This window comes from Streptomyces sp. NPDC058291 (assembly GCF_042880855.1).
GTDB lineage: Bacteria > Actinomycetota > Actinomycetes > Streptomycetales > Streptomycetaceae > Streptomyces.
This window is the reverse complement of sequence record NZ_JBHVYK010000025.1, coordinates 1-25,453: the sequence shown is the minus strand read 5'-3', so window position 1 is coordinate 25,453 and position 25,453 is coordinate 1. Positions and strand designations below refer to the sequence as shown.

General features: G+C 71.3%; 16 protein-coding genes and 1 pseudogene. 13 read left to right on the top strand and 4 right to left on the bottom strand.

Annotated features, from left to right (window positions below; all coding sequences use genetic code 11):
* Nucleotides 1-9: 9 nt before the first annotated feature.
* Nucleotides 10-476, bottom strand: a pseudogene (locus ACFVYK_RS15500) (LuxR C-terminal-related transcriptional regulator); the annotation flags it as partial.
* A 742-nt stretch (nucleotides 477-1,218) separates the two neighbouring features.
* On the opposite strand from ACFVYK_RS15500, the gene ACFVYK_RS15495 reads away from it, so the two are divergent.
* From ACFVYK_RS15495 to ACFVYK_RS15485, 3 genes are all read left to right on the top strand, one after another.
* Nucleotides 1,219-3,000 carry an ABC transporter ATP-binding protein gene (locus ACFVYK_RS15495; protein ID WP_389773559.1) on the top strand — a complete coding sequence of 594 codons (1,782 nt, stop codon included), beginning with the start codon at nucleotides 1,219-1,221 and terminating at the stop codon, nucleotides 2,998-3,000.
* Nucleotides 2,997-4,856 (top strand): ABC transporter ATP-binding protein, encoded by a 1,860-nt coding sequence (locus tag ACFVYK_RS15490; protein ID WP_389773556.1) that lies wholly within the window; start codon nucleotides 2,997-2,999, stop codon nucleotides 4,854-4,856. The genes ACFVYK_RS15495 and ACFVYK_RS15490 overlap by 4 nt, the downstream gene beginning before the upstream one ends.
* Before the next feature lie 683 nt (nucleotides 4,857-5,539).
* Nucleotides 5,540-5,803, top strand: coding sequence for a LysR family transcriptional regulator (locus tag ACFVYK_RS15485; RefSeq protein ID WP_389773553.1), 264 nt, complete (start codon nucleotides 5,540-5,542; stop codon nucleotides 5,801-5,803).
* Between the two features lie 344 nt (nucleotides 5,804-6,147).
* On the opposite strand, the gene ACFVYK_RS15480 is transcribed toward ACFVYK_RS15485, so the two are convergent.
* Nucleotides 6,148-6,582: an NAD(P)-binding protein gene (locus ACFVYK_RS15480; RefSeq protein ID WP_389773692.1), complete on the bottom strand. Its 435-nt coding sequence runs from the start codon at nucleotides 6,580-6,582 to the stop codon at nucleotides 6,148-6,150.
* A gap of 421 nt (nucleotides 6,583-7,003) precedes the next feature.
* Here ACFVYK_RS15480 and ACFVYK_RS15475 point away from each other — a divergent pair, with 421 nt between their 5' ends.
* From ACFVYK_RS15475 to ACFVYK_RS15435, 9 genes are all read left to right on the top strand, one after another.
* Nucleotides 7,004-7,360 carry a hypothetical protein gene (locus ACFVYK_RS15475; RefSeq protein WP_389773550.1) on the top strand — a complete coding sequence of 119 codons (357 nt, stop codon included), beginning with the start codon at nucleotides 7,004-7,006 and terminating at the stop codon, nucleotides 7,358-7,360.
* Nucleotides 7,357-8,016 (top strand): DUF5819 family protein, encoded by a 660-nt coding sequence (locus tag ACFVYK_RS15470; protein WP_389773547.1) that lies wholly within the window; start codon nucleotides 7,357-7,359, stop codon nucleotides 8,014-8,016. Before ACFVYK_RS15475 ends, ACFVYK_RS15470 begins: the two co-directional genes overlap by 4 nt.
* A gap of 92 nt (nucleotides 8,017-8,108) precedes the next feature.
* Nucleotides 8,109-9,017: an HTTM domain-containing protein gene (locus ACFVYK_RS15465; RefSeq protein ID WP_389773544.1), complete on the top strand. Its 909-nt coding sequence runs from the start codon at nucleotides 8,109-8,111 to the stop codon at nucleotides 9,015-9,017.
* Nucleotides 9,018-9,078: 61 nt separating this feature from the next.
* Nucleotides 9,079-9,879, top strand: a complete 801-nt coding sequence (locus ACFVYK_RS15460; protein WP_389773542.1) for a serine hydrolase domain-containing protein — start codon at nucleotides 9,079-9,081, stop codon at nucleotides 9,877-9,879.
* 443 nt (nucleotides 9,880-10,322) lie between these two features.
* Nucleotides 10,323-12,095, top strand: coding sequence for an ABC transporter transmembrane domain-containing protein (locus ACFVYK_RS15455; RefSeq protein WP_389773540.1), 1,773 nt, complete (start codon nucleotides 10,323-10,325; stop codon nucleotides 12,093-12,095).
* A complete protein-coding gene (locus tag ACFVYK_RS15450) occupies nucleotides 12,092-13,954 on the top strand; it encodes an ABC transporter ATP-binding protein (protein ID WP_389773538.1) in 1,863 nt (620 codons plus the stop codon). Before ACFVYK_RS15455 ends, ACFVYK_RS15450 begins: the two co-directional genes overlap by 4 nt.
* A 656-nt stretch (nucleotides 13,955-14,610) precedes the next feature.
* Nucleotides 14,611-16,662, top strand: a complete 2,052-nt coding sequence (locus ACFVYK_RS15445) for a M4 family metallopeptidase (RefSeq protein WP_389773535.1) — start codon at nucleotides 14,611-14,613, stop codon at nucleotides 16,660-16,662.
* Nucleotides 16,663-16,975: 313 nt separating this feature from the next.
* Nucleotides 16,976-18,643 (top strand): M4 family metallopeptidase, encoded by a 1,668-nt coding sequence (locus ACFVYK_RS15440; protein ID WP_389773532.1) that lies wholly within the window; start codon nucleotides 16,976-16,978, stop codon nucleotides 18,641-18,643.
* Nucleotides 18,644-18,714: 71 nt separating this feature from the next.
* Entirely contained in the window at nucleotides 18,715-19,233 is a 519-nt protein-coding gene (locus ACFVYK_RS15435) for a DUF1990 domain-containing protein (protein WP_389773529.1), read from the top strand.
* Between the two features lie 47 nt (nucleotides 19,234-19,280).
* Here the strand turns inward: ACFVYK_RS15435 and ACFVYK_RS15430 are convergent, their stop codons facing one another.
* Together ACFVYK_RS15430 and ACFVYK_RS15425 are read right to left on the bottom strand one after the other, a co-directional pair.
* Nucleotides 19,281-20,483 (bottom strand): hypothetical protein, encoded by a 1,203-nt coding sequence (locus ACFVYK_RS15430; RefSeq protein WP_389773526.1) that lies wholly within the window; start codon nucleotides 20,481-20,483, stop codon nucleotides 19,281-19,283.
* A gap of 171 nt (nucleotides 20,484-20,654) precedes the next feature.
* Nucleotides 20,655-23,279, bottom strand: coding sequence for a glycosyltransferase family 1 protein (locus ACFVYK_RS15425; protein ID WP_389773524.1), 2,625 nt, complete (start codon nucleotides 23,277-23,279; stop codon nucleotides 20,655-20,657).
* A 1,024-nt stretch (nucleotides 23,280-24,303) separates the two neighbouring features.
* On the opposite strand from ACFVYK_RS15425, the gene ACFVYK_RS15420 reads away from it, so the two are divergent.
* Nucleotides 24,304-25,453: maltotransferase domain-containing protein (locus ACFVYK_RS15420; protein WP_389773690.1), on the top strand; the 1,150-nt coding region annotated here is incomplete at its 3' end.

Here is a 25,453-nt window from a genome sequence, read left to right as displayed (position 1 = left end):
CCGCCGCGGTCACCCCCGCGCCCGCCCCAGGATCCCCCGCCCGTACGCCGCCGCGACCGCCGCCGCGCGGTCGTTGACGCCCAACTTGGCCTACAGGTGGGTGAGATGGGTCTTCACGGTCGCCTCGCTGATGAAGAGTCCGCGGGCGATCTCACGGTTGGACGTGCCACGGGCCACCAGGGCGAGGACCTCGCGCTCACGCGCGCAGAGCGGCTCGGCCGCGGGCGTCCGGGGGGTGCGGACCGCGCTGACCAGCCGGGTGGCCACGGCGGGGACAGCACGGTACGGCCCTCCGCCGCCGCGCGGACCGCCGTGAACAGCTCGTCGCGAGGGGCGTCCTTGAGGAGATGGCCCGTCGCGCCCGCCTCGATCGCGGGGAGCGTGTCGAAGTCGGTGTCGGTGTCGTACGGGGTCAGGACGAGGATCTTCGCCCGCGCCCGGCGGCGGGTCAGCTCGCGGATGGCGTCCACCCGCGAGCGGGGCGGCGTTCTCGTCGAGGGCCAGCTGCAACGCCGTGTTGGTTCGCTCGAGTTCGGCGATGGTCGCGGTGCGCTCGCGGTTGCGCTGCGCGTCCTGGCCCATGATGTGGGCCACCACCAGCTGCCGACCGGAGTCGGCGGTCAGGAGCCCGGCGAAGAGGATCCACTGGACCGTGCCGTGGAACGGCAGCCCGTCGGCCTGCGCACCGGCCACGGCGACCGCGCTCCCCAACAGCCCGAGCCCCTGGCGCCTGACGGGGAGCAGCTCGTCGGCGTCCAGGAAGCCGGTGGCGGCGTAGAACGCGAAGAACGGGTCGATCCAGGTGAGGGCGAACGCGAGGGCCCAGCGGACGACGTAGGAGACCGTCCCGGTCCGCGACGGGGTCCGGCCGCGATCGGGACGCCCGGACCGGATGCGCTGCCAGCCCACCTGGAGGGCGATCGCGGCGCCGATCAGGTCCCAGGCGGTGTACCACTGGATGGAACGGTCGATCTCGGAGGCGAGCGCGAGGACGACGCCGACGCCGAGCAGTCGACGGTGACTTCGATGAGGGACATGGCACCAGCGTCGCGGCCGGGCGGCGCCCGCACATCGGCCGGCCCGCTCGAACGGGCATCAGCCGATCGGTGGATGCGCCGGTACGACCCGTCGAACGCGCAGGTCGTAGGACCTGCGACCGAGCCCGGTCGGGCCGAAACTCGGTGGGCGATGTCAGTGCCGGTCCGTAGGCTCGCGGTGATGGCCGAGACACGTGCAACCACCGCCCCCGACCGCTCCGCCGTACGGTCCCTGCTGCGTCTGTGGCCGTATGTCCGACCCGTGAGGGTGCGGCTGTTCACGGCCGCCTTCGTCGCCGTGCTGGCCTCCTGCACGGGGCTGGTGATCCCGCTGGTGCTGAAGTGGATGGTGGACGGCCCGGTGGCGGACCGGGACACCTCCGGGGTCTGGCTGGGCGCGCTGTTCCTGCTGCTGCTCGGCCTCGCGGAGGCGCTGCTGTTCGGGATGCGGCGCTGGCTGGTGGCGCGTCCGCTGGCGCACGTCGAGGCGGAGATGCGGGCGGAGCTGTACGGGCGGCTGCAACGGCTGCCGGTGGCGTTCCACGACCGGTGGGCGTCGGGCCAGCTGCTCTCGCGGGCGACGGCCGATCTCGGCCTGGTCCGGATGTTCCTCGCCTTCCCGCTGACGTTCCTGCTGGTCAACTCCGTGACGATCGTCTTCGGCATCGTCATCATGCTGCTGCAGGACTGGAGGCTCGGCCTGGTCATCCTCGGTCCGGCCGTCCCCGTCATCGTGATGTGCGTGTACTTCGAGAACCGGTACGCGGTCGTGGCGCGCCGCGCGCAGGACCAGGTCGGGGACCTGACGACGGTGGTCGAGGAAAGCGTCCTCGGCATCCGGATCATCAAGGGCTTCGGCCGGCACCGCACGCAGGCGCGGGCGTTCCGGGAGCTGTCCTCGACGCTGCGCGGCACGGAGCTGAGCAAGGCCCGACTGCTGGCCACGATCTGGGCCGTCATCGTGACGCTGCCCGAACTGGCCATCGGGGCCGCGCTGGTGCTGGGGGCGGTGCAGGTCGCGGACGGGGACCTGTCCGCGGGCACCCTGGTCGCCTTCCTGTCCACCGCGCTCGCGCTGCGCTGGCCGGTCGACTCGATCGGCTTCCTGCTGGCGATGAGCCAGGAGGCGGCGACGGCGACCCAGCGGTACTTCGAGGTGATGGACGAGGAGCCGGAACGGGACGCGGTCGTGCGGGCCGACCCGACGCCCGACGCGGGGCTGCGCTTCGACGGCGTCGTCTTCCGATACCCGGACGCCGACCCGGGCTCCCGGCCCGTCCTCGACGGCGTCGACCTGCACGTCCGTCCCGGTGAGTCGATGGCCCTGGTCGGGGCGACCGGCAGCGGCAAGACCACCCTCACGGCCCTCGTGCCCCGGCTGCACGAGGCGACGGCCGGGCGCATCACCCTCGACGGCGAGGACGTCGCCGCGCTGCCCCGCGAGGAACTGCGCGCGCGGGTCGCCGTCGCGTTCGAGGAGCCCACCCTGTTCTCCGCGAGCGTCGGGGAGAACGTCCTGATGGGCGCCGACGACCGGGCGGGGGCCGCCGAGCTGGAGCGGGCGCTGGCGGTGGCGCAGGCCGAGTTCGTGCACGCGCTGCCGCAGGGCGTCGACACCCAGGTCGGCGAACAGGGGCTCAGTCTCTCCGGCGGGCAGCGGCAACGGCTCGCGCTGGCCAGAGCCGTGGTCGGGCGGCCCCCGTTCCTCGTCCTCGACGACCCGCTCTCCGCGCTGGACGTGCACACCGAGGCCGCGGTGGAGGCCGCGCTGCGGCAGGTCCTCGCCGGCACCACGGCGCTGATCGTCGCCCACCGGCCGTCCACCGTCCTCCTCGCCGACCGGGTGGCCCTGCTGTCGGGCGGCCGGATCGCCGCCGTGGGCACCCACCACGAACTGCTGCGCGACAACCCCGAGTACGCCCACCTCATGTCAGGAACCGGCCGCCAGGAGGACGACCGATGACCACCCCCGCCACCTCCTCCCCCACGACCGACGGCGGACCGGGACAACCGCGTCCGAAGGCCGTGGAGGATCCCTTCGACAAGGACGTCCTGCCCACCCCGCCCGGCGCGACCGGCCTGCTGCTGCGCTCCTTGCTGGCCCCGCTGCGGGGGCGCGTCGCCCTCACCACGCTCCTGCTGCTGCTCCAGCAGGCGGCCGTGCAGGCGGGCCCGCTCCTGGTGGCGTACGCCATCGACCGGGCCGTGCCCGCGTGGCGGTCGGACGACCACGGGCCGCTGGTCGCGGTGGGCGTCGGCTACCTGCTGTGCGCCCTGGCCTCCGGCGCACTGCAGTACGCCTTCCTGATCGCCTCCGCACGCATCAGCCAGGACGTGCTGCTCGACCTGCGCGGCCGGATCTTCCGGCACGCACAGGCGCTGAGTCTGGACTTCCACGAGCGCTACACCTCGGGCCGGCTCATCTCCCGCTCCACCAGCGACGTGGAGGCCCTGCGCGAGCTGCTCAACGAGGGGCTGCAGGAACTCGTCTCGGTGGTGCTGTCCTTCCTGTTCATCTCCGCGATGCTGCTCTGGCTGGACCTGGGCCTGGGCGCCGTCGCGGTCGCGTCGTTCGTGCCGCTGTACCTTCTGGTCCGGGTCTACCAGCGGCGCGCGGGCCGGGTGTTCACGGCCCGGTCCACCGCGATCGCGGCCGTGATCGTGAAGTTCGTGGAGACCATGAACGGGATCCGGCCGGTGCGCGCCTTCCGCCGCGAGGCGGTCAACGAGGCCGGGTTCCGGGTCCTGAACCGCCGGCACGAGCGCAGGAACGGCGACGCCCTGCTGGAGATGGCCCGCTACGTCGTCGGGTCGCGGCTGGTCGCCAACGCGGCGGTCGCGCTGATCGTGCTGTGGAGCGCCACCCGCGTCGCGGACGGCTCGCTGGAACTGGGCGTGCTGGCGGCGGCGGTGCTGTACCTGCGGCGGCTGTACGACCCGATCGACCGGCTCGGCATGTTCCTGAACTCCTACCAGTCGGCCGCCGCCTCGCTGGAGAAGATCGCGGGCCTGCTCGCGCAGACGCCCTCCGTGCCGGAGCCGTCGACGCCGAGGGAACTGCCCGCGCTCCAGGGCGGTCTGCCCGGCCGGGAGGTCGTCTTCGACGGGGTCTCCTTCGGCTACCGCACGGGCGGCGAAATCCTGCCCCGCTTCGACCTGGTCCTGCCCGCCGGGCAGACGGTCGCCGTGGTGGGCTCCACCGGCGCCGGCAAGTCCACGCTGGCCAAGCTGCTCGCCCGCTTCTACGACCCCTCCCGGGGCCGGGTGCTGCTTGACGGGGTCGACCTGCGCGAGCTGCCCGTGCCCGAGCTGCGGCGCGGGGTGGTGATGGTGACGCAGGAGGCGTTCCTGTTCTCCGGGACGGTCGCCGAGAACATCGCCATCGGCCGGCCGGACGCGTCCCGGGAGGACGTCGAGCGGGCGGCGAAGGCGATCGGCGCGCACGAGTTCGTCAGCGCGCTGCCGGACGGCTACGACACGGACGTCCGCAAACGCGGCGGCCGCATCTCCGCGGGGCAGCGCCAACTCGTGGCGTTCGCGCGGGCGTTGCTCGCCGACCCGGCGGTGCTGATCCTCGACGAGGCGACCAGCTCGCTCGACGTGCCGGGCGAACGGGCCGTGCAGGCGGCGATGGCGACGGTGCTGAAGGGCCGCACGGCGGTGGTGATCGCGCACCGGCTGTCGACGGTGGAGATCGCCGACCGGGTGCTCGTCATGGAGCACGGCCGGATCGTCGAGGACGGCACTCCGGCCGAACTCGTCGCCGGCGCGGGCCGCTTCGCGGACCTGCACCGCGCCTGGCAGGACAGCCTGGCCTGATCCGGCGGCCCTCTGGGATCCGCGACTGCGCCTGCACTGGCACTTCCGCGGCTGGTTCGTGCGCACCGAGCGGCCGGTGTTCGACCCCGCCACGCTGGCACGACTGCTACTCGGCGCCGACCCCGGCGCCGCCTCGCGCACACCCGCTGGGCATTCGTCCTTCCACTACCGGCTCCATCCCGATCTGCACGAACTCCTGCATGCGCAGGCGGCCACGAATCTAGGCCGTGCATCGGAAACGCTGTTCGGTGCTCCGACCAGGCGGGCGAGCTCGGCGGGCTCTGGTCCGTTCGCACCTTCGGCACCACCGCACCCCGTCCAGCAGCAGCCACCCGCCCCAGGCCGACGCACCCCACGACAGGGAGTCCTGGCCCCACTGAGCCTTCAACAGCTCTACCAGGAACAGCAGTTACGGCAACATCAAAGCGCCGAGCTGGCAGGTTGCAGCATCAGCACCGTCCGGCACGCACTCGACGAAGCAGGCATCCCACTCCGCCAACGCCGCCCAGCCGGCCGTCTTGAGAAGATCGTCTCTCGCGCCTGGCTGCAGAGGGAGTACCACGACAAGGGGCGCTCTCCACCCGACATCGCCCGCGCACTGGGCGTTCGCAAAGACGACGTGATGCGACTCGTGAGCAAGTGGGGCATCCCTCGACACCCCACGAGTCAGTTCACCAACCCGTTTGCGTCACTCGATATCGATCTGTGCCCCGCGATGCACGCCGTCAGCCGTACGAAGTACGAAGAACTCCCTCCAGCGCCTACAGCACCTCACGGTGATCTCCAGACACCGCACTCTTCAGGACGCCGCTGCCGAACTCGGAGTGACCTGGGGCACTCTCCATTACCAACTGAAGCGGATCGAGGAGACCGTGGGCTTCACCATCATCGGCACCGGACGGTCCCGGCCCCTCACCATCACGGAAGACGGACCATCGCTTCCTTGACGAAGCCAATCGTCTCCTCGCCCTCCTCGGCGACTCAAGATCGGAAAAGACAACAGCTTCTCACGATCGTGGAGGAGGCTCTGTCTCTGCGTCGGGGCGTCGTGACGAGTCGCGTCGGCGCGCCACCAGAGTGGTACCGGTGACCACCAGGCCGATCGCCACGACCTTCGCAGCCTGGTAGATCAGCGAAGGGCTGGAACTTGCCCGGCCCAGGAACGCCCACAGGAGCAGACCGAGTCCAGAGAGCATCAAGAGGAAGCCGCCGATCGGGCCCAGGCCCCCCCAGCTCCAGGGAGACGCCGCTAACTCGTGCTCCGTGCCAGGTTTTTCACGTTCATCAGCTGTCATGGCTCGCACATTAACGTAAGTCCGGTCCGCGGTCGTGTGGCTCCGGGCCAGGCCAAGTAAGCGACGCACCCAGGCCGCGCAGCCTGTGCACGAGGGACCTCGGCGGCCCGTCGTGCCCGTGTCGTGGTGAGCCAGGGCAGCTGTGCCGTCGGGCAGTGGGGGGGGGCGTAGCTGATCTTAGGTAGACGTAATCGCACCCCACGCGAGGCCAGATCGAACTCTCGGAAGAACCGCGACGCAGCTGTCATGGGGTGAACGGCCGCGCATACGTCGTGCGTGATGTCAGCGTCGAACAGTGACGTGGTCCGCAGGCCACCACCGATCTCGCGGTGACCTTCGAAAAGTTGCACACGCAATCCAGCGCGAGCCATGACGACGGCAGCCGCCAGCCCGTTCGGACCCGTCCCCACGATCGTGACGTCCGCCTTCATCACCGACTGCTTCCTTCCGTCGGCAAGCGCCGCCTCCAGGGTCGACCGACGCACGCCTACCAGACGGCTCACCCAATACGCAACAAAGCAAACACAAAACGCCACCGCTCAGCAAGGTGCGGTGTCGGACGTGTTCGTTCCTTTCGCCTCGGTCATCCCGGAAGCGACCGGTTAGTGTGGCACTTTTCAGTCACAGGGGTCTCATAAAAATCACTTGTCCCGTCACCATGGGCACGCTAAGTTAACCGTCAGGAGCGAACGCGACCAAAGGTCCTGACTTTCTAGATGTTGGGATTTGTTTACTCCGAACGGCTGCTATGCAGCTGACTCCAGCCCTGAACGCGGGGGACATCCCCGGTGATCAGTGGCGCTCTCATCCGGAGGCGCCGACGGGATCCGGGAACCGTGGGGGCTGTGGGCAATGACCGACAAAACGAAATGGGGAACAATGCAGAAGCGAACTGTCGGTGCCGTCATCGGTGCCGCTGTCGCGGGTACATGCCTTGCACTGACCATGCAGGGCTCGGCCCAGGCCACGCCTGTGGCGCCGGTGAACGAGAAGGTGGCCGTCAGCAAGGGCGAGGCCGCTGCGCCCAAGGCTGTCGCGAGCGCGGTCGGCCGGGCGGCCGCCCGGGCAGCCGTGCACGCCAGGGCCGCCTGCCCTTCCGTGGGCCACGCCGTAGGAGCACTGACGGACAACCTGAGTCTCGGCGGGGTGTTCAGCGCGCCGGCCAAGATCTCCGGCAGCGTCTCCAGCGCGACCGCGTTCGATAGGTGACGGCGACTCGTCGCGTCCAGAGGGCGGTACTGCTTGCCGGTGCCGCCCTCCTGGGTGCCCACTTCTCCATTGCGGCCTTCTCTCAGACGCCGCTGAGTCCTGCCAAGGTGCAATTGGCGCCACTCCTGAACGCCTATCTCCAACCGTACTTCTCGCAGAACTGGATGCTCTTCGCCCCGGATCCGGTGATGGTCGACCAGGGGATCATCGCGCGGGGCCGCTGCAGCGACGGTGAGGTCACGAAGTACTACGACGTGACAGGCCCGACTATCCGGAGGGTCCAGAACGACAGGTTCTTTCCCTCGCGAATGTCCCGGGTGGTCAGCAACGGCATCCAGCAGTACAACTCGACCGACGACCTCCTGAGGCGCCTCCGCGAGCAGAAAGAAAAGGGGAAGGCGAAGAAGCCGGGAAAGAATCCCATTCCGCTGCTGCCGTACGAGAAGCGTACGCGCAATCAAGCGGTGAACTACCTCTCAAGGTATGCACTGACCCAGATGACTCAGGCGTGCACGGACGGACGTAGCCTCCAAGCAGTGCAGGTCCGGATGTACGTCCGGTCTCTCCCGCCTTGGTCACAGAGGGACAACCCCCACGCACACGACAAGGTCGACGCCTACGACTTTCCATGGAAGAAAGCTGCTGATCTGCAGTGAAACTACTAGACAAAATCGACACCTGGGCCAGCCGTCCTGTCGCGGTCCTGGGTGTGTCGGGAACCCGTGCGTTACTGGGGTTCGTCGGCCTCATGTTCTATGTCAGCCAGTACGGGGACCGGCGCTACCTCTTCGGCCCCGGAAACGACACACTGCTGCCGTACCACCTCTTCCTTGACGAGTTGAAGGAATCGGGGAGTTTCAGTGTCTACGCGTGGAGCAACTCGCCTGTCGTCTTCGAAGTGCTGTTCCACCTCGGACTGATCGCTGCTTTGGCTGTCACGCTGGGTATCGGGGGCCGTCCCGTCCTGGCGGTGCACGCCATATTTCTGTGGTCGCTCTACCAGCGGCAGTCGGCGCTGATGGACGGCGGCGACAACCTCATGCAGCTCGTCGTCCCGATGCTGCTTCTCACACGCTGCTATGATCATTTCTCCTTGCGCTCTCCTTTGGGGCAACGGGTGATACAGCGCATACCCAAGGCCCTTCGAGCTGCCGGTACCCCACTGCACAACCTGGGTGTCACCGCGATCGCGGTGCAGATGTGCCTGGTCTACATGGTCAGCGGGCTTTACAAGGTGCAGGGGCAGGCGTGGCAGGACGGAACCGCGCTCTTCTACATCATGCGGGTACCAGAATTCGAACTCCCCGGAATTTCGCAGTTCGCGTACAACAACGACCTGTTGGTGTACCTCGGCACCTATGCGACTGTCATCTTTCTCGTCTATTTCCCCATGGGTGTCCTGGTACGGCCCCTGCGCCCATGGGCGGCTGCCGCATCCATCGGTTTCCACGTCTCCATCGGCTTGTTCATGGGGCTCACCGGATTCGCATTGACGATGATCGCGTGTGACCTCGTCTTCCTGTCGCCGGAACTGTCCCGCGCACTGCAGGCAGCGCGAAGGCTGAGCGCACGTCGCAAGGAGAAAGCAGCGGCGGACGGGACTGGAAGCAGTGCGGCACACAACCGCGAACCGGTAGCGGCCGCTTCCGCCGACTGAAAGGCTCCCCGTGCGACGCCCTCCCACCTGCGTCATCGGCAGTCACCTCGATGCTCCTCGTGTGACCGGCGGGCATGATCCCGACGCGTACGTGGAGCTGGGCTCGTTCACCAAGGTCCTGACCGGAACCGTGCTTGCCGTGCTTGCCGAGAAGCGCGTTGTTTCCCTCGACGACCCGGTCGAACGGTGGCTGAGCGCGCCGGCAGGTACCGGCGTCACCCTTCGACACCTCGCCGACCACACCTCCGGCCTTCCGCGGCTGCCTCCTGACACGGGCCTGTTCAACCCGTACAGGGACTTCACCCAGACTCAGCTCGAACAGTTCGTGGGTCGTCTCGACAGTTTGGTCACCGCAAGCCCGGGTGAGCGCGAGGAGTATTCCAACTTCGGGTACACCGTGCTCGGCGCTGCACTCATGTCGGCTGCCGGCCAGGACTACGAGGAACTGGTCGGCGATCACGTGCTCGCGCCTCTCGGCTTGCCCGCAGGGGCGGTGACCGCCAGACCACCCGCGGACCAGCGTCTGCTGGCGTCGAGCTGGTTCGGCCGCCCCGTGAAGCCATGGGACTTGACCGGAGCCGTCCTGCCCGCGGGTGGCATGTGGGCCAGCACGCGTACAACCGCTGGCCTGCTCACCGGACTGCTCGTCGACAAGACCCTCGGTGAGCCGGCGCTCACCTGGCGCCGGGTCGGAGATCTGCCGCTGACCTACCACAACGGTGCCACCCGAAAATCGAGGGTCTTCGCTGGAGCGTTGCCCGACGGCCGCTGGGTGGTCGTTCATCGCCTCTCCGGATCCATCAAGGACACGGATGCAGCGGGAATCGACGAACTTCGCGCATCGGCCAAGGAAAGCGGATGAAGCAGCGGCTTCCACAATGCTGTAATCGAACGGCTGCGGTGCGCGGGGCAGTCTGCGTGAGCGGATGGCGCGGCACAAGGCATCCCAGGCGGGACGCGGCAACGTGCCGCGCGGCGCTGATCTGCGGAAACAGCACCGCGCGGCACAAGTCGGCACCACCCACCCCGATCGCGGTAGCCCTCGTAATGTGCAGGTCTCGGGTTCGAATCCCGAAGGCGGCTCCACTCGGGACCAGGTCAGATGCCCGCTGACCTGGTCCTTTTGTGTTGAACTACTGATGTTTGGTCAGATTGCGGGGCTCACCATGCACCGACGCGGCCAGTGCTCGCGACACCCGGATCCTGGCCTTTCCGCAGGGCCCAGTGCTAACGATCAAAGGGAACCTACACGGCCCGGCCCGGCGGCCCGGCCCGGCGGCCCGGCCCGACCCTCGGGGGAACTGAGTGATCGACGCGTACGAGGATCCCGGCACGCCGGACACCCGCGGCGGCTGGGCGTATCTCGCCTGGCTGGTGCGCTGCCAGCCGGGGCGGTCGGCGGCCGGGGCCGTGCTGTCCGGCGTCTGGATGGTGCTGCTGGCCGTGGCGCCGTACCTGCTGTCGCGAGCGGTGGACGACGGGCTGGAGCCCGGCGACACGGCCGCGCTGGCCGGCTGGACGACGGCCCTGTTCGCCGTGGGCGCGCTGAACGCCTGGGTGAGCATCATGCGGCACCGCACGATGACCCGGGTGCGCATGGACGCCTACTTCCGCACCACCAAGGTCGTCGTCGGACACGCGGCCCGCCTCGGCGCCGCGCTCTCGCGCGGGGTGGGCAGCGGCGAGGTCGTCACCATCGGCGTCGGCGACGTGCACACCATCGCGCAGTCGCTGACGGTGATCGGCCCCGGCGTGGGGTCGGTCGTCGTGTACGTGTTCGTGGCCGGTCTGCTGCTGTCGGTGTCGCCGCTGCTGGCGTCGGTCGTGCTGCTGGGGATGCCGGTGGTCGCCGTGCTGGTGGGGCCGCTGATGGCGCGGCTGCAGGGCACGGAGTCCGAGTACCGGGAACGGCAGGGCGTGCTCACCGCGCGGATCGGCGACCTGGCGGGCGGGCTGCGGGTCCTCAACGGCCTCGGCGGCAAGGGGCTGTTCGCGGACGCCTTCGACCGCGACTCGCAGCGGCTGCGGGCGCAGGGCTACCGGGTCGGCGCGGTCACCAGCTGGATGCAGGCGCTCGGGGTGGGCCTGCCGACCCTGTTCGTCGCCGTGGTGACCTGGCTGGCGGCCCGGCTCGCCGCCCAGGGCGAGCTGACGGTGGGCGAGCTGGTCGCGGTGTACGGCTATGTCGCGGTCCTGATCGGTCCGGTGGCGTTCCTGGTCGACATGGGCTACCAGCTCAGCCGGGGCGTGGTGGCGGCCCGGCGCGTCGTACGGCTGCTGCGCGTGGGGCCCGAAGCGGACACCGGCACCGCCCTGCCGCCCGCCGAACCGGCGGTGCTGCACGATCCCGCCTCGGGCGTGCGGGTGGCCCCGGGCCGGCTGACCGCCCTGGTCGGCGCGCGGCACGCGGAGGTGACCGCCCTGGTGGACCGGCTCGGCCGGTACGGCCCGACGGACGTCACCTGGGGCGGGGTGCGGCTGGACGCCCTGCCGTCGGACCGGGTCAGAGCCGCGATCCTGGTCGCCGACAACGAGGCCGACCTGTTCGCGGGGACCCTGCGCGAGGCGGTGGCCGGACGGCGTGATCCGCGCGCGGCGGACATCGCGCGGGCTGTGCGGGCGGCCGCGGCCGACGACATCGTGCAGGGCCTGCCGGAGGGGCTGGACTCGCCGGTGACCGCACAGGGACGCAGCCTCTCCGGCGGGCAGCGGCAGCGGATCCGCCTGGTGCGGGCGCTGCTCGCCGATCCCGAGGTGCTGCTGGCCGTGGAGCCGACGTCCGCGCTGGACGCGCACACGGAGGCGGTCGTGGCCCGGCGGCTGCGGGCGGCGCGCGCCGGGCGGACCACGGTCGTGACGACCACCTCCCCGCTGCTCCTGGACCACGCGGAGAGCGTGCACTATCTGGTCGACGGCAAGGTGGCGGCGACCGGCCGCCACCGTGACCTGCTGCGACAGGAGCCCGGCTACCGGGCGCTGGTGGCGCGTGACGCCGAGGACGCCGAGGAAGAGGCGGGCGACGTGCCGGGGGCCGCGAGGGCCGAGCCGGACGACATCGACGAGGAGGCCCTGCGATGACCGCGCCGACCAGGCCGACCGAGCCGACCGAGCCGCCCACGGACGGCGCGCCGACCCGGACCGCGGAGGGCGACGGGGGCCCGGGGCGGCTGCCGGTCGCCGGACGGGCCGAGGTGCGGCGGGCGGCGGTCCGGCTGGTACGGGCCGACGGACGGGCCTTCACCGCCGCGCTGGCCCTGAACGTCCTCGCCACCGGAGCCGGTCTCGTCGGCCCGTGGCTGCTGGGCCGGATCATCGACGAGGTGCGGGCCGGACACGGCGCCGGCGTCGTGGACCGGCTGTCGGCGGCCATCGTGGTGTGCGCGCTGGCGCAGTTGCTGCTGGCGCGCTGGGCCCGGTACGCGGGACACCGCTTCGGGGAGCGGACGCTCGCGCGGGTCCGGGAGGAGTTCGTCGCGCGGGCGTTGGCGCTGCCCGCGTCGGCGGTCGAGCGGGCCGGCGCCGGCGACCTGACCACGCGCGGCACCGCCGACGTGGCGGCCGTGGGCACGACTCTGCGGGACGCCGGGCCCGAGCTGCTGGTCTGCACCGTTCAGGCGCTGTTCACGCTCGGCGCGGTCTTCGTGATCGACCCGCTGCTCGGCGCCGTCGGCGTGCTCGCCCTGACCCCGATCTGGTTCGCCCTGCGCTGGTATCTGCGCCGGGCCCGCGCCGGCTATCTCGCCCAGGGCGCGGCCGACTCCGAGGTCGCCGAGATCGTCGCGGCGACGGCGGCCGGGGCCCGCACGGTCGAGGCGTTCCGGCTCCAGGAGCGGCGCACGGCGGCGAGCCGGGACGCGCTGGAGATCTCGCGCCGCGCCCGCTTCCACACCCTGTACCTGCGCACGGTGTTCTTCCCGGCGGTGGAGGTGTCGTACTCGCTGCCGGTGGCGGGTGTGCTGCTGCTGGGCGGGGCGCTGCACGCGCGCGGCGCGATGAGCCTGGGCGCGGTGGTGACGGCCGCGCTGTACCTGCGGCAGTTCACCGAGCCGCTGGACCAGATCCTGGTGCGGGTCGAGCAACTGCAGAGCAGCGGAGCCTCGTTCGCCCGGGTGGAGGGCCTGGCGCGGGCGCCGCGCGCCGTGAGCGACGGCGAGGCGCCGACTCCGGCGGACGACCGGATCGACGTGAGCGGCGTGCGGTACGCCTACGAACGCGGCGGCGAGGTGCTGCGCGGGGTCGATCTGACGGTGCGGCCCGGGGAGCGGCTGGCGGTCGTCGGTCCGTCGGGCGCGGGCAAGACCACCCTGAGCAGGCTGCTCGCGGGGGTGGACGCGCCGAGCGCGGGCACGGTGACGGTGGGCGGGGCGCCGGTCGCGGACCTGGCGCCGGAGACGCTGCGCCGGCAGGTCGTCCTGGTCACCCAGGAGCACCATGTCTTCCTCGGCACGGTCCGCGACAACCTGCTGATCGCCGAACCGGCCGCGACGGACGAGCAGTTGTGGGCGGCACTGGGCACGGTCGGCGCCGCCGGCTGGGTCCGGGAGCTGCCCGGCGGCCTGGACGCCGGGCTGGGCGGCGCCGGGTGCCCCACCGACGGCTCGCAGGCCCAGCAACTGGCCCTGGCCCGGGTGGTGCTGGCCGATCCGCACACGCTGATCCTGGACGAGGCGACGGCCCTGTTGGACCCGGCCACCGCCCGGCACACCGAGCGCGCGCTGGCCGCCGTGCTCAGGGGCCGGACCGTCATCGCGATCGCCCACCGGCTGCACACCGCTCACGACGCGGACCGGGTGGCGGTCATGGAGGACGGCAGGCTCACCGAACTCGGCACGCACGAGGCGCTGGTGGCGGGCGACGGCGCGTACGCGGCGTTGTGGCGAACCTGGCACGGGGAGCCGGCCGGCGAACGGACCGGGTCGGGACCGTCAGGGACGTGATCGCACCGCGCGCCCCGCCGTCGACCGGACGACGGGGCCGCTCGGCAAGCCCCGTCAGCCGGCCCGTCGGCCGACCCGGCAACCCGGCCCTGTGGGCGACCCGGCAGGCGCCCCACGCGCCCGGCCGTCATCGACCGGACCACGGGGCTACCCGGCAAGCCCCGTCGACCGACTGGTCGGCCGACCCGGCAACCCGGCCCTGTAGGCGACCCGGCAGGCGCCCCACGCGCCCGGCCGTCATCGACCGGACCACGGGGCCGCTCGGCAAGCCCCGTCGCCAGACGAGCCGGCCGACTCGTCGGGCCACCCGGCAACCGACCCTGTGGGCGCGCCGACAGGCGCCCCCCACAGGGAACCCGGCAGGGGCCCCCACAGCGAACCCGGCAGGGGCCCCGGAGGCCGAAAATCGACGGGTCCGCATACCGAACATGAATTCCCGGACAACGGACCATTTCCGGCCAACTTCCTGACGCGGTCCTGACAGACAGCGCAATCCACTGCCACTCTTCCCACTGCCAGTTCACAGCAACCCCACAGCAACACCTCGCTCCAGGTTCCGCCTTGGTTCTGCGTACCGCCTTTGTCGTGCCCCGTACGGCCCACCCGCCGTCGGGTCTCCCCTGGCCGCGTGATCCGCGGCCGCGCAGAAGGAGTCAGTGTTGAGCAGCAGTCCCTCTCGCAGACGCACCCCCCACACCACCCCCCGTCGTGCCGCGGCCCTCGCCCTCGTCGGCGTCTCCGCGCTCATCGCCGCCGCCGTGCAGTCCGGCGCCGCGACCGCCGCCCCGGCGGCGTCGCCGCAGTCGGCGAGCCGGGCGAACCCGGGCGCCGAGGCGCTGCGCCTCACCCCCGCCCAGCGCGCCGCGCTGATCCGCGACGCGGACGCCGGCAAGGCCGCGACCGCCAAGGAGCTGGGCCTCGGCGCCCAGGAGGCGCTCGTCGTCCGGGACGTCATCAAGGACGTCGACGGCACCGTCCACACCCGCTACGAGCGCACCTACGCCGGCCTGCCGGTCCTCGGCGGCGACCTCGTCGTCGAGAAGGCGAAGTCCGGGGCCACCGAGGGCGTCACGAAGGCCACGCGGGCCACCATCAAGGTCGCCTCGCTCAGCCCGGCCGTCAGCGCGGCCAAGGCGCAGAAGCAGGCACTGGGCCTCGCCGCCGACGCCGGCGCCGCGAAGGCGGTCGCCGACCACGCGCCGCGCAAGGTGATCTGGGCGGCCAACGGCACGCCGGTCCTGGCGTACGAGACGGTCGTGGGCGGCTTCCAGGAGGACGGCACGCCGAACGAGCTGCACGTCATCACGGACGCGACCACGGGCAAGAAGCTCTACGAGTACCAGGGCATCGAGACCGGCACCGGCAACACGGAGTACAGCGGCACGGTGACGCTCGGCACCACGCAGTCCGGGTCGACGTACAACCTGACCGACGCCGCGCGCGGCGGCCACAAGACCTACAACCTCAACCACGGCACCTCGGGCACCGGCACGCTCTTCTCCGGCCCCGACGACGTCTGGGGCAACGGCGCGGCCTCCAACGCGGAGACGGCGGGGGCCGACGCGCACTACGGTGCGGCGCTGACGTGGGACTACTACAAGAACGTGCACGGCCGCAGCGGCATCAAGGGCAACGGCGTGGGCGCGTACTCGCGGGTGCACTACGGCAACAACTACGTCAACGCGTTCTGGGACGACGGCTGCTTCTGCATGACGTACGGCGACGGCTCGGGCAACGCCCACCCGCTGACGGCGATCGACGTGGCCGGCCACGAGATGACGCACGGCGTCACCTCGAACACGGCGGGGCTGAACTACTCCGGCGAGTCCGGCGGCCTCAACGAGGCGACCTCGGACATCTTCGGCACCTCGGTCGAGTTCTACGCGGCGAACCCCTCCGACGTCGGTGACTACCTCATCGGCGAGGAGATCGACATCAACGGCGACGGCACGCCGCTGCGGTACATGGACAAGCCGAGCAAGGACGGCGCGTCGAAGGACAGCTGGTACTCGGGGATCGGGTCGGTGGACGTCCACTACTCGTCGGGCCCGGCGAACCACTTCTTCTACCTGCTGAGCGAGGGCAGCGGCGCCAAGGTCGTCAACGGCGTCAGCTACAACTCGCCTACGGCGGACGGCCTTCCGGTCACCGGCATAGGCCGCGACAAGGCGGAGAAGATCTGGTTCCGCGCCCTGACCACGAAGTTCACCTCGACCACCAACTACGCGGCGGCCCGCACCGGCACGCTGGCGGCGGCCGGTGAGCTGTACGGCACCACGTCCACCGAGTACAAGGCGGTGCAGGACGCGTGGGCCGGCGTCGCGGTCGGCGCCCGCTCCGGCGGCGGCGGCGGTGGCGGCACCTCCTTCGAGAACACCGCCGACGTGTCGATCCCGGACAACGGGGCGGCTGTCACCTCGTCGGTCACCGTCTCGGGCCGGACCGGCAACGCGCCGTCGAACCTCGCGGTGGCGGTCGACATCGTCCACACCTACATCGGCGACCTCCAGGTGCAGCTGGTGGCCCCGGACGGCACGGCGTACACGCTGAAGGCCTACGGCACCGGCGGGAGCACGGACAACATCAACACCACGTACACCGTGAACGCCTCCTCCGAAGTCGCCAACGGAGTGTGGAAGTTGAGGGTCCAGGACAACGCGGCCCAGGACACCGGCTACATCAACAGCTGGAAGCTCACCTTCCCGTAGGACGCGGGCCCCGCGCGGGGCCGCAGACAACCGCCTGACAGGCGAAGCGCAGGGCGCCGCCCCGGGGTTCGACCCCCGGGGCGGCGTCTCTTTTCGTCCGCCGCGCCCCGTCTCCTGTCGGCCGTCTCCGCAGGTCAACGCAGTTCACATTCCTGCAATGTTCATCGGACAGTCGATTTTCGGCCAACATCACTTGGGGGTCATGACATGTACGCGCCTGGATGTCACTCTTCCTTCACCCGCCGCACAACTTCACACCCGTCTCGGGCGGCCGCCCCACGCCGCCTGGACCCCCCACATCCAAGGAGCTTGTGTGACCTCCCTCTACGCGCGTCACAAGCGCACCACTCTGGCCATCGCCACCGCCGTCGCGGCCGGAGCCCTGGTCACCACCGGTCTGACCACCGGTACCGCTGCCGCCCAGACCCCGGTGGAGAGCGGCAAGTCGGTCCAGCCGGCCGCGCCGGTCCAGCTGTCGGCCGCCGCCCGCACGACGCTGATCAAGCAGCAGCAGGTCGACGCACCCGAGACCGCCCAGGCGATAGGTCTCGGCGCGAAGGAGAAGCTCGTCGTCAAGGACGTCGTCAAGGACGCCGACGGCACCGTGCACACCCGCTACGAGCGCACCTACGCGGGCCTGCCGGTCCTCGGCGGCGACCTCGTCGTCCACCAGTCCGCCACCGGCGCGGCCAAGGGCGTCACCAAGGCCAACTCGGCCACCATCAAGGTGGCCACGCTGACCCCGAAGGTGGCCGGCGCCAAGGCCGAGAAGCAGGCGCTGACCGCCGCCAAGGCCGCGGGCTCGGAGTCCACCTCGGCGGACCAGGCCCCCCGCAAGGTGATCTGGGCGGCCAACGGCACTCCGGTCCTCGCCTACGAGACGGTCGTCGGCGGTCTGCAGGACGACGGCACCCCGAACCAGCTGCACGTCATCACCGACGCCGCCACCGGCAAGAAGCTCTACGAGTACCAGGGCATCGAGAACGCGACCGGCACCGGCAAGACCCTCTACTCGGGCACCGTCAGCCTCACCACCACACTGTCGGGCTCGACGTACTCGCTGACCGACGCCTCGCGCGGCGGCCACAAGACGTACAACCTGAAGCACGGCACCAGCTCGGGCACCGGCACGCTGTTCACCAACACCACCAACACGTGGGGCACCGGTAGCGCCTCCAGCTCGAGCACCGACGTGACGGCGGCCGCCGACGCCGCCTACGGCGCGCAGGAGACCTGGGACTTCTACAAGTCGACGTTCGGCCGCAGCGGCATCAAGAACAATGGTGTCGGCGCCTACTCCCGCGTCCACTACGGCAGCTCGTACGTCAACGCGTTCTGGGACGACAGCTGCTTCTGCATGACCTACGGCGACGGCGAGGGCAACCTCGACCCGCTGACCTCGCTGGACGTGGCCGGCCACGAGATGAGCCACGGCGTCACCGCCAACACCGCGGGCCTGAACTACTCGGGCGAGTCCGGCGGCCTGAACGAGGCGACCTCCGACATCTTCGGCACGGGCGTCGAGTTCTACGCAGCCAACGCCTCCGACCCCGGTGACTACCTCATCGGCGAGAAGATCGACATCAACGGCGACGGCACCCCGCTGCGCTACATGGACAAGCCCAGCAAGGACGGCGGCTCGGCCGACTCCTGGTCCTCCAGCGTCGGCAACAAGGACGTCCACTACTCGTCCGGCGTCGCGAACCACTTCTTCTACCTCCTCTCGGAGGGCAGCGGCGCGAAGACGATCAACGGTGTGAGCTACAACTCGCCCACGTCCAACGGCTCCACGGTCACCGGCATCGGCCGCGCCAAGGCGCTGCAGATCTGGTACAAGGCGCTGACGACCTACTTCACGTCGACGACGAACTACAAGTCGGCGCGGACGGGCACGCTGAGCGCGGCCTCGGCGCTGTACGGCTCCACCAGCACCGAGTACAAGGCGGTGGCGGCGGCCTGGTCGGCCGTCAACGTCGCCTGATCCACCCGTAGTCGAAATAGGGCGGCACCCGGGACGAAGATATCCCGGGTGCCGCCCTACGCTTGGGCCCCATGTCTCCGCAGGACTTCACCTACACCGACGTCGGCGCGACCCGCGACCTACCCGGCCAATGCCCTCCGGGCTTCCACCCCCTCCACGTCCGCACCCGCCTCGGCGAGGGCCACGAGGTCTTCCGCCGCGCCGCGGAAGCGGTCCTGACCTGGGAGATGCACCGCGCCCTCGGGGTGGGCGTCGACGCCTCCGCGGACCGGGCGGCCCCGGACGTCGACGTCACCATCACCCTGGCCGGCATCGTCAAGGCGCCCTGCCGAGTGGTCTGGACGGTGGACGAACACCGGCGGGCCGGCTGGGCCTACGGCACCCTCCCCGGTCACCCCGAGACCGGCGAGGAGTCCTTCGTCGTCGACCGCACCGGGGACGGCACGGTCTGGCTGACGGTCTCCGCCTTCAGCCGGGCGGCGAAGTGGTACGCGAGGGCCGGCGGCCCGGCCACGAGGGGCCTGCAACAGGCGTACGCCCGCCGCTGCGGGACGGTGCTGCGGGCACTGTGCGCGGACGAGGAGTCCTAGGCCGCGTCCGCGGCCGGGCGGGAGGGGCCGTCCCGCCCGGGCGGGGCTCAGGTGCGGGACACCACGCCGCAGGCCTTCTCGCCGTTCTCGGACAGCTCCCTGCTGCGGTCGTACGGGTCCGCGGTCGGCCCGCTCGGAGCCGCGCCCGTGGGCTCGTCCGATGCCCCGGCCGTGGAGAACGAGGGATGCAGGAAGCCGTCGTAGACGTCGCAGGCGGAGTTGCCGACGTCCCGGTCGTACCTGACGACCGTGATCCTGCCCGGCGTGACGACGTACTTCCGCGGATCGGAGAACTCCAGGTCGAGCACGCGCCGGACGATCGTGCGGGCGACCTCGGTCGAGGCGTCCGCGTCGACGCGCGTCACCGGGTAGACGAAGGTGTAGTCGGCGTGCACGACCACGGAGGCGTGCTCGCCCGCCTTGAACGTCATCCGCCCCCGCGTCTTCACCACGCCGCCGACCAGGCGCAGGTGCCGGGGGTCGAAGCGGCTGAACATCGACAGCGGGTCGTGCGCCTTGTCCGGCTTGCCCAGGGCGGTGTTCAACAGGGTCAGCAGGTCCTTCTGCCGCGGCTCGATAGCCGCGAGCGCGGCCCGGGGACGCTCGCCGCGCAGGGTCGCCGGGTCGAGGTTGGCGTCGATCAGCAGCTTCCTGCTGCGCTGCAGCGCCTTCTCCACCTGAGCCGTGGACAGCGTCCCGACCGGAGCCGCCTTCGGCACGACGATGCCGGCCGCGCCGTCGGCCCACCTCAGCGCGGGCGAGCCCGCGAACGGCCGCTCCAGCGTGGGCGCCTGCGGATCGACCGCCGCGGGCGCGCCGGTCGGGGCCACGGTCTCCGCCGGCAGCGGTGACACGGCGGCCTCCGCCTCCCCGGCGCCTAACGGATCGCCGGGCAGCAGCGAGGGCCGCATGGCGACGACGGCCAGAACCGCCGCGACGGGCAGCCCGAGGATCGCCCACCACCGCCGCCTGCGCGTCGCCCTCCTGTGCGCCTCCTGCAGGGACGGCCCGCTGCGCCAGCCCTGCGGCGACTCGCCGCGCGCCTCCTGCTGCCGCAGCCGCTCGGTGACCATACGGGCCCGCGCCGACGGCTCCTTGGGCGCGGAGGCGGGTATCCCCCGCGCGCTGTCCTCGACGAACTTCGCCCATTCCTCGTCGGATATGGAACCGCCGCCCCCGGGAGTCGCCCCTCCGCCGCCGGCCCCCTCCGCCGCACCGGATCTGTGCTCTTCCGACGATCCGTCACTCACGCGCCGCCCCCTCAACTGTGCGTCGATCACCGAACGACACAGCCTATGACAGCCCCGCTCGGGTCCCGCGAGGGGCGTCCACCCGGCCGGATGCGTCACCCCGTCCCGCGGGGACAGGGCCGAGCACGGGCGCCGCGGACGGAACCGGGCGCCCGTCCTGCGGGACGTCCGCTAGCGCAGCAGCACGCCCGCTCCCTCGACCGCGTCCTGCGACGGCACCTCCACCAGCCCCAGTTCGGCGCCGGACGCCAGCAGTCCGTGGGCCGGCAGGATGCGCACGGTGTAGCCGAACGGGCCCGTACGGTCCAGACCGAGCGGGCCCTCGTAGACCCAGCGGCCTTCCAGATCCGGGCCGCCCGTCGGTTTGAGCGGGACCGTCGAGGCGTCCGTGATGCGGTCCTCCTCGTCGACGCGGCCCGAGACGGCCTGCACCTCGACGTCGTCGGGGGTGAGGTCGCCGAGACCCACCCGCACCCTGAGCGCGAGGGTCGTGCCGAGTTCGGCGGTGGTGGTGGCCACCGACGTCTCGACGTGGTCCACCCGCACGGCGTGCCAGGACGCCCGCACCCGCTGCTTCCAGCCGGCGAGTTCCCGCGCCGTGTCTGGAGCCATCGTGCGATGGGCGTGGGCGGCCGGCGTGTAGAGCCGTTCAACGTACTCGCGGACCATACGCCCCGCCAGCACCTTCGGGCCGAGCAGGCCGAGCGTGCGACGGACCATCTCGATCCAGCGGTCGGGCAGGCCCGCCTGGCCGCGTTCGTAGAAGCGCGGGGCGATGCGCTGTTCGAGGAGGTCGTACAGGGCGGCCGCCTCGATGTCGTCACGGTGGTCGGGGTCGGTCCCCACGCCGTCCGCGGTGGGGATCGCCCAGCCGAAGTCCGGCTGGAACCACTCGTCCCACCAGCCGTCCAGCACGGAGAGGTTGAGACAGCCGTTGAGCGCCGCCTTCATGCCGGACGTGCCGCAGGCCTCCAGCGGGCGCAGGGGGTTGTTCAGCCAGATGTCGCAGCCGGGGTACAGCTTCTGCGCCATCGCCATGCCGTAGTCGGGCAGGAAGACGATGCGGTGCCGGACGCGCGGGTCGTCGGTGAACCGGACCAGCTCCTGGACCAGGCGTTTGCCGCCGTCGTCAGCCGGGTGCGCCTTGCCCGCGACGACGATCTGGATCGGCCGCTCCGCGTGCAGCAGCAGATCCGTCAGCCGGTCGCGGTCCCGCAGCATCAGCGTCAGCCGCTTGTACGAGGGGACCCGGCGCGCGAAGCCGATGGTGAGGACGTCCGGGTCCAGGACGCCGTCGATCCAGCCCAGTTCGGCCGTGCCCGCGCCCCGCTGCCGCCAGGACGCCCGCAGGCGCTCGCGCACCTCCACCACCAGTTGCTCGCGCAGATCGCGACGCAGCTCCCAGATGTCCTGGTCGGGGATGTCGGCTACGGCGTCCCAGCGCTCCGAGCCACCGACGCTCAGGGCGTCCTCGGCGCGTTCGGCGCCGATCTGACGGGCCCCGAGGCGCAGCACCTCGGGCGCCACCCAGGTGGGCGCGTGCACGCCGTTGGTGACGGAGGTGATCGGCACCTCCTCGGGGTCGAACCCGGGCCACAGGCCGGAGAACATCTCCCGGCTGACGTGACCGTGCAGCAGCGACACCCCGTTCGCGCGCTGGGCCAGCCGCAGGCCCATGACGGCCATGTTGAAGAGGTTCGCCTCGCCGCCGGGGTAGGTCTCCATGCCCAGGCGCAGAATGCGGTCGACGTCCATGCGCGGGAGCTCGGCGTCGGGACCGAAGTGGCGGGCGACCAGTGCGCGGTCGAAGCGGTCGATGCCGGCGGGGACGGGGGTGTGGGTGGTGAAGACCGTCCCGGCCCGGACGGCCTCCAGCGCCGAGTCGAAGTCGAGCCCGTCGTCGCCGAGCTCGGCGATCCGCTCCAGACCGAGGAAGCCGGCGTGGCCCTCATTGGTGTGGAAGACCTCGGGCTCGGCATGGCCGGTCAGACGGCAGTACGTCCGCACGGCCCGGACACCCCCTATGCCGAGCAGCATCTCCTGCAGCAGCCGGTGCTCGCTGCCGCCGCCGTAGAGCCGGTCGGTCACCCCGCGTTCGCCGAAGTCGTTGTCCTCGACGTCGGAGTCGAGCATGAGGAGCGGGACCCGGCCGACCTGGGCCAGCCAGACGCGGGCGTGCAGCCGTTTGCCGGCCGGCAGGGCGAGGGAGATCCGCGCGGGAGAGCCGTCGTCCTCCCTCAGGAGGGTCACCGGCAGCTCGTTGGGGTCCAGGACGGGGTAGTGCTCCTGTTGCCAGCCGTCCCGGGAGAGCGACTGGCGGAAGTAGCCGTGCCGGTAGAGCAGCCCCACGCCGATCAGCGGGACGCCCAGGTCGCTGGCCGCCTTCAGATGGTCGCCGGCGAGGATTCCGAGGCCGCCGGAGTACTGGGGCAGCGCGGCCGTGACGCCGAACTCGGGCGAGAAGTAGGCGACGGCGGCGGGCAGCCCGGCGGAGGCGGGTTGCGCCTGGTACCAGCGGGCGCCGGTCCGGTAGTCGTGCAGGTCGTCGGCGGCGGCGGCGAGCCGGCGCAGGAAGCGGCGGTCCTCGGCGAGCTCGGCGAGACGTGCCGGGCGCACGCTGCCGAGGAGTCTCACCGGGTCGCCGTCGCAGAGCGCCCAGCGCTCGGGGTCGACGGACTGGAAGAGGTCGCGGGTCTCCGCGTGCCACGACCAGCGCAGGTTGCGTGACAGGTCGCTGAGCGGTCGGAGAGGTTCGGGGAGGAGGGGTCGGACGGTGAATCGACGGATCGCCTTCACATTCCACCTCGGCGTGGCGCGTTCGCTGGATGGACACACGGCGGTGTGGGTCCACGTCTACGGAAACGGTACCGGCGCGGGTGTCGACCTCGCTGAGGACTGGCCGCCGCGGCCCGCCGCTTTTCGGCCCGACGGGCCCGGCGCCCGGCCGCCGGACGGGCCGGTACGCCGGATCCGCCGCCGGCCGGGCGTCCCACAACGGGCCGAAAACCCTGTTTCTCCTCCGGCGGTCGCCTTGTGGCGCTTCGCACCCCGCGAGAGGCTGCCCCCGGTGTGCCCGGGCCCGGCCGGGGCACACGGGAGTCGAGGAGGGGAACCCGGACCATGGCACGGACGCGCATGCGGCGTCGGCGTCGGGCAGGGGGCTCGACCGCGGCGGGGACGGCCCTGGCGCGATCGGTCGCCCTGCGGCCCGCGCGCGCCGCGCCGGAGGGCAGGACAGGCGGCGCACGGAACCGGAACCGGCCACCTCCACGGCAAGGTCCTGATGAACGGGTTCGTCGTGGGATACGACGCGGGGCCGGACCCCTCAGGCGGCGGAAGCACCGGTGGCGCGGGCGGCGAACGGCAAGGTGTCCGGTCGCGGGCCCCGTTCGCCGGACGAGTTCCCGCAGGTCCCATCGTTCACGCGACAGGCGTCCGAAAGCGGCCTTCCGTTCGTCTCGATCCAGGCATGTTGTGTGTAAAGACATAGGCGTGAGCAGTTAACAAAGCGCCGGATTGCACACCCGAATAGGGTGGAAGGCTCCCCCGTACTCCCCCAGCAGGACCCACCTCCCCACATCCATCCGCCCACCCCCCGTTGATGCGGACAGGAGCGGTCATGCCAGCCAGGCACCACCCGTCATCACCCCCGACGTCCCGTACCGAGAGCAGCAGGAACGTCGTGAGCGGAAAGCAGGGAAAGAACAGCAAGAAGAGCAAGACCGGCAAGAGCGGCAAGACCGGCAAGAGCTCCACGAGCGCCGCCGCGAGCGAACCCGTCGAGACGACCGAGAAGACCGAGACGACCGAGACGACGGGGATCGCGGGGAAGACCGCGGGCGGTCCGGTCACGGCCGTCGGACGCATACCCGTCCTCGACGTCCGGCCCCTGGTCCAGGGGGGGCGCCGGCCGGCCAAGGCGGTCGTGGGCGAGACGTTCGAGGTCTCGGCGACCGTCTTCCGCGAAGGGCATGACGCCGTCGCAGCCAACGTCGTCCTGCGGGGTCCGGACGGCGCGCCGGGACCGTGGACTCCGATGCGTGAGCTCGCCCCCGGCACGGACCGGTGGGGCGCGGACGTCACCCCGGACGCGACGGGCCGCTGGACCTACACCGTGGAGGCGTGGGGCGATCCGGTGAGCACCTGGCGGCATCACGCCCGCATCAAGATCCCCGCGGGGATGGACACGGAGCCGGTCCTCGAGGAGGGCGCGCGCCTCTACGAGCGGGCGGCCGCCGGAGTGCCCGAGGGGCCGGACCGCACCACGGTGCTGACGGCGGTCGACGCCCTGCGCGACGAGAGCCGCCCGGCCGCCTCCCGGCTGGCGGCGGCACTGACCCCGGAGGTCGACGCCGTCCTGGCGCGGCGTCCGCTGCGCGAGTTCGTCACCGCTTCGGAGCCGCTGCCCCTGCTGGTGGAGCGGGAGCGGGCCCTGTACGGGTCCTGGTACGAGTTCTTCCCCCGTTCCGAGGGGACCCCCGAGCGCCCGCACGGCACGTTCCGCACCGCCGCGCGCAGGCTGCCGGCCATCGCCGCGATGGGCTTCGACGTCGTCTACCTGCCGCCCATCCACCCGATCGGCACCACGTTCCGCAAGGGCCCCAACAACACCCTCGACCCCGGGCCGGACGACGTGGGCGTGCCGTGGGCGATCGGCTCGCCGGAGGGCGGCCACGACGCCGTCCACCCCGACCTGGGCACGCTGGAGGACTTCGCCTGGTTCGTGGAGCGGGCGCGCGAGCTGGGGCTGGAGATCGCCCTCGACTTCGCCCTGCAGTGCTCCCCCGACCACCCCTGGGTGCACAAGCACCCGGAGTGGTTCCACCACCGCCCCGACGGGACCATCGCCTACGCGGAGAACCCGCCGAAGAAGTACCAGGACATCTACCCGATCGCCTTCGACGCCGACATGAAGGGTCTGGTCGCCGAGACCGTGCGGGTGCTGCGGCACTGGATGTCCTACGGGGTGC

Coding starts and splice junctions, on each gene's coding strand:
- ACFVYK_RS15495 (WP_389773559.1), top strand. CDS start 1,219: ATGGCCGAGACACGTGCAACCACCGCCCCCGACCGCTCCGCCGTACGG.
- ACFVYK_RS15490 (WP_389773556.1), top strand. CDS start 2,997: ATGACCACCCCCGCCACCTCCTCCCCCACGACCGACGGCGGACCGGGA.
- ACFVYK_RS15480 (WP_389773692.1), bottom strand. CDS start 6,582: ATGAAGGCGGACGTCACGATCGTGGGGACGGGTCCGAACGGGCTGGCG.
- ACFVYK_RS15475 (WP_389773550.1), top strand. CDS start 7,004: ATGACCGACAAAACGAAATGGGGAACAATGCAGAAGCGAACTGTCGGT.
- ACFVYK_RS15465 (WP_389773544.1), top strand. CDS start 8,109: ATGTTCTATGTCAGCCAGTACGGGGACCGGCGCTACCTCTTCGGCCCC.
- ACFVYK_RS15450 (WP_389773538.1), top strand. CDS start 12,092: ATGACCGCGCCGACCAGGCCGACCGAGCCGACCGAGCCGCCCACGGAC.
- ACFVYK_RS15435 (WP_389773529.1), top strand. CDS start 18,715: ATGTCTCCGCAGGACTTCACCTACACCGACGTCGGCGCGACCCGCGAC.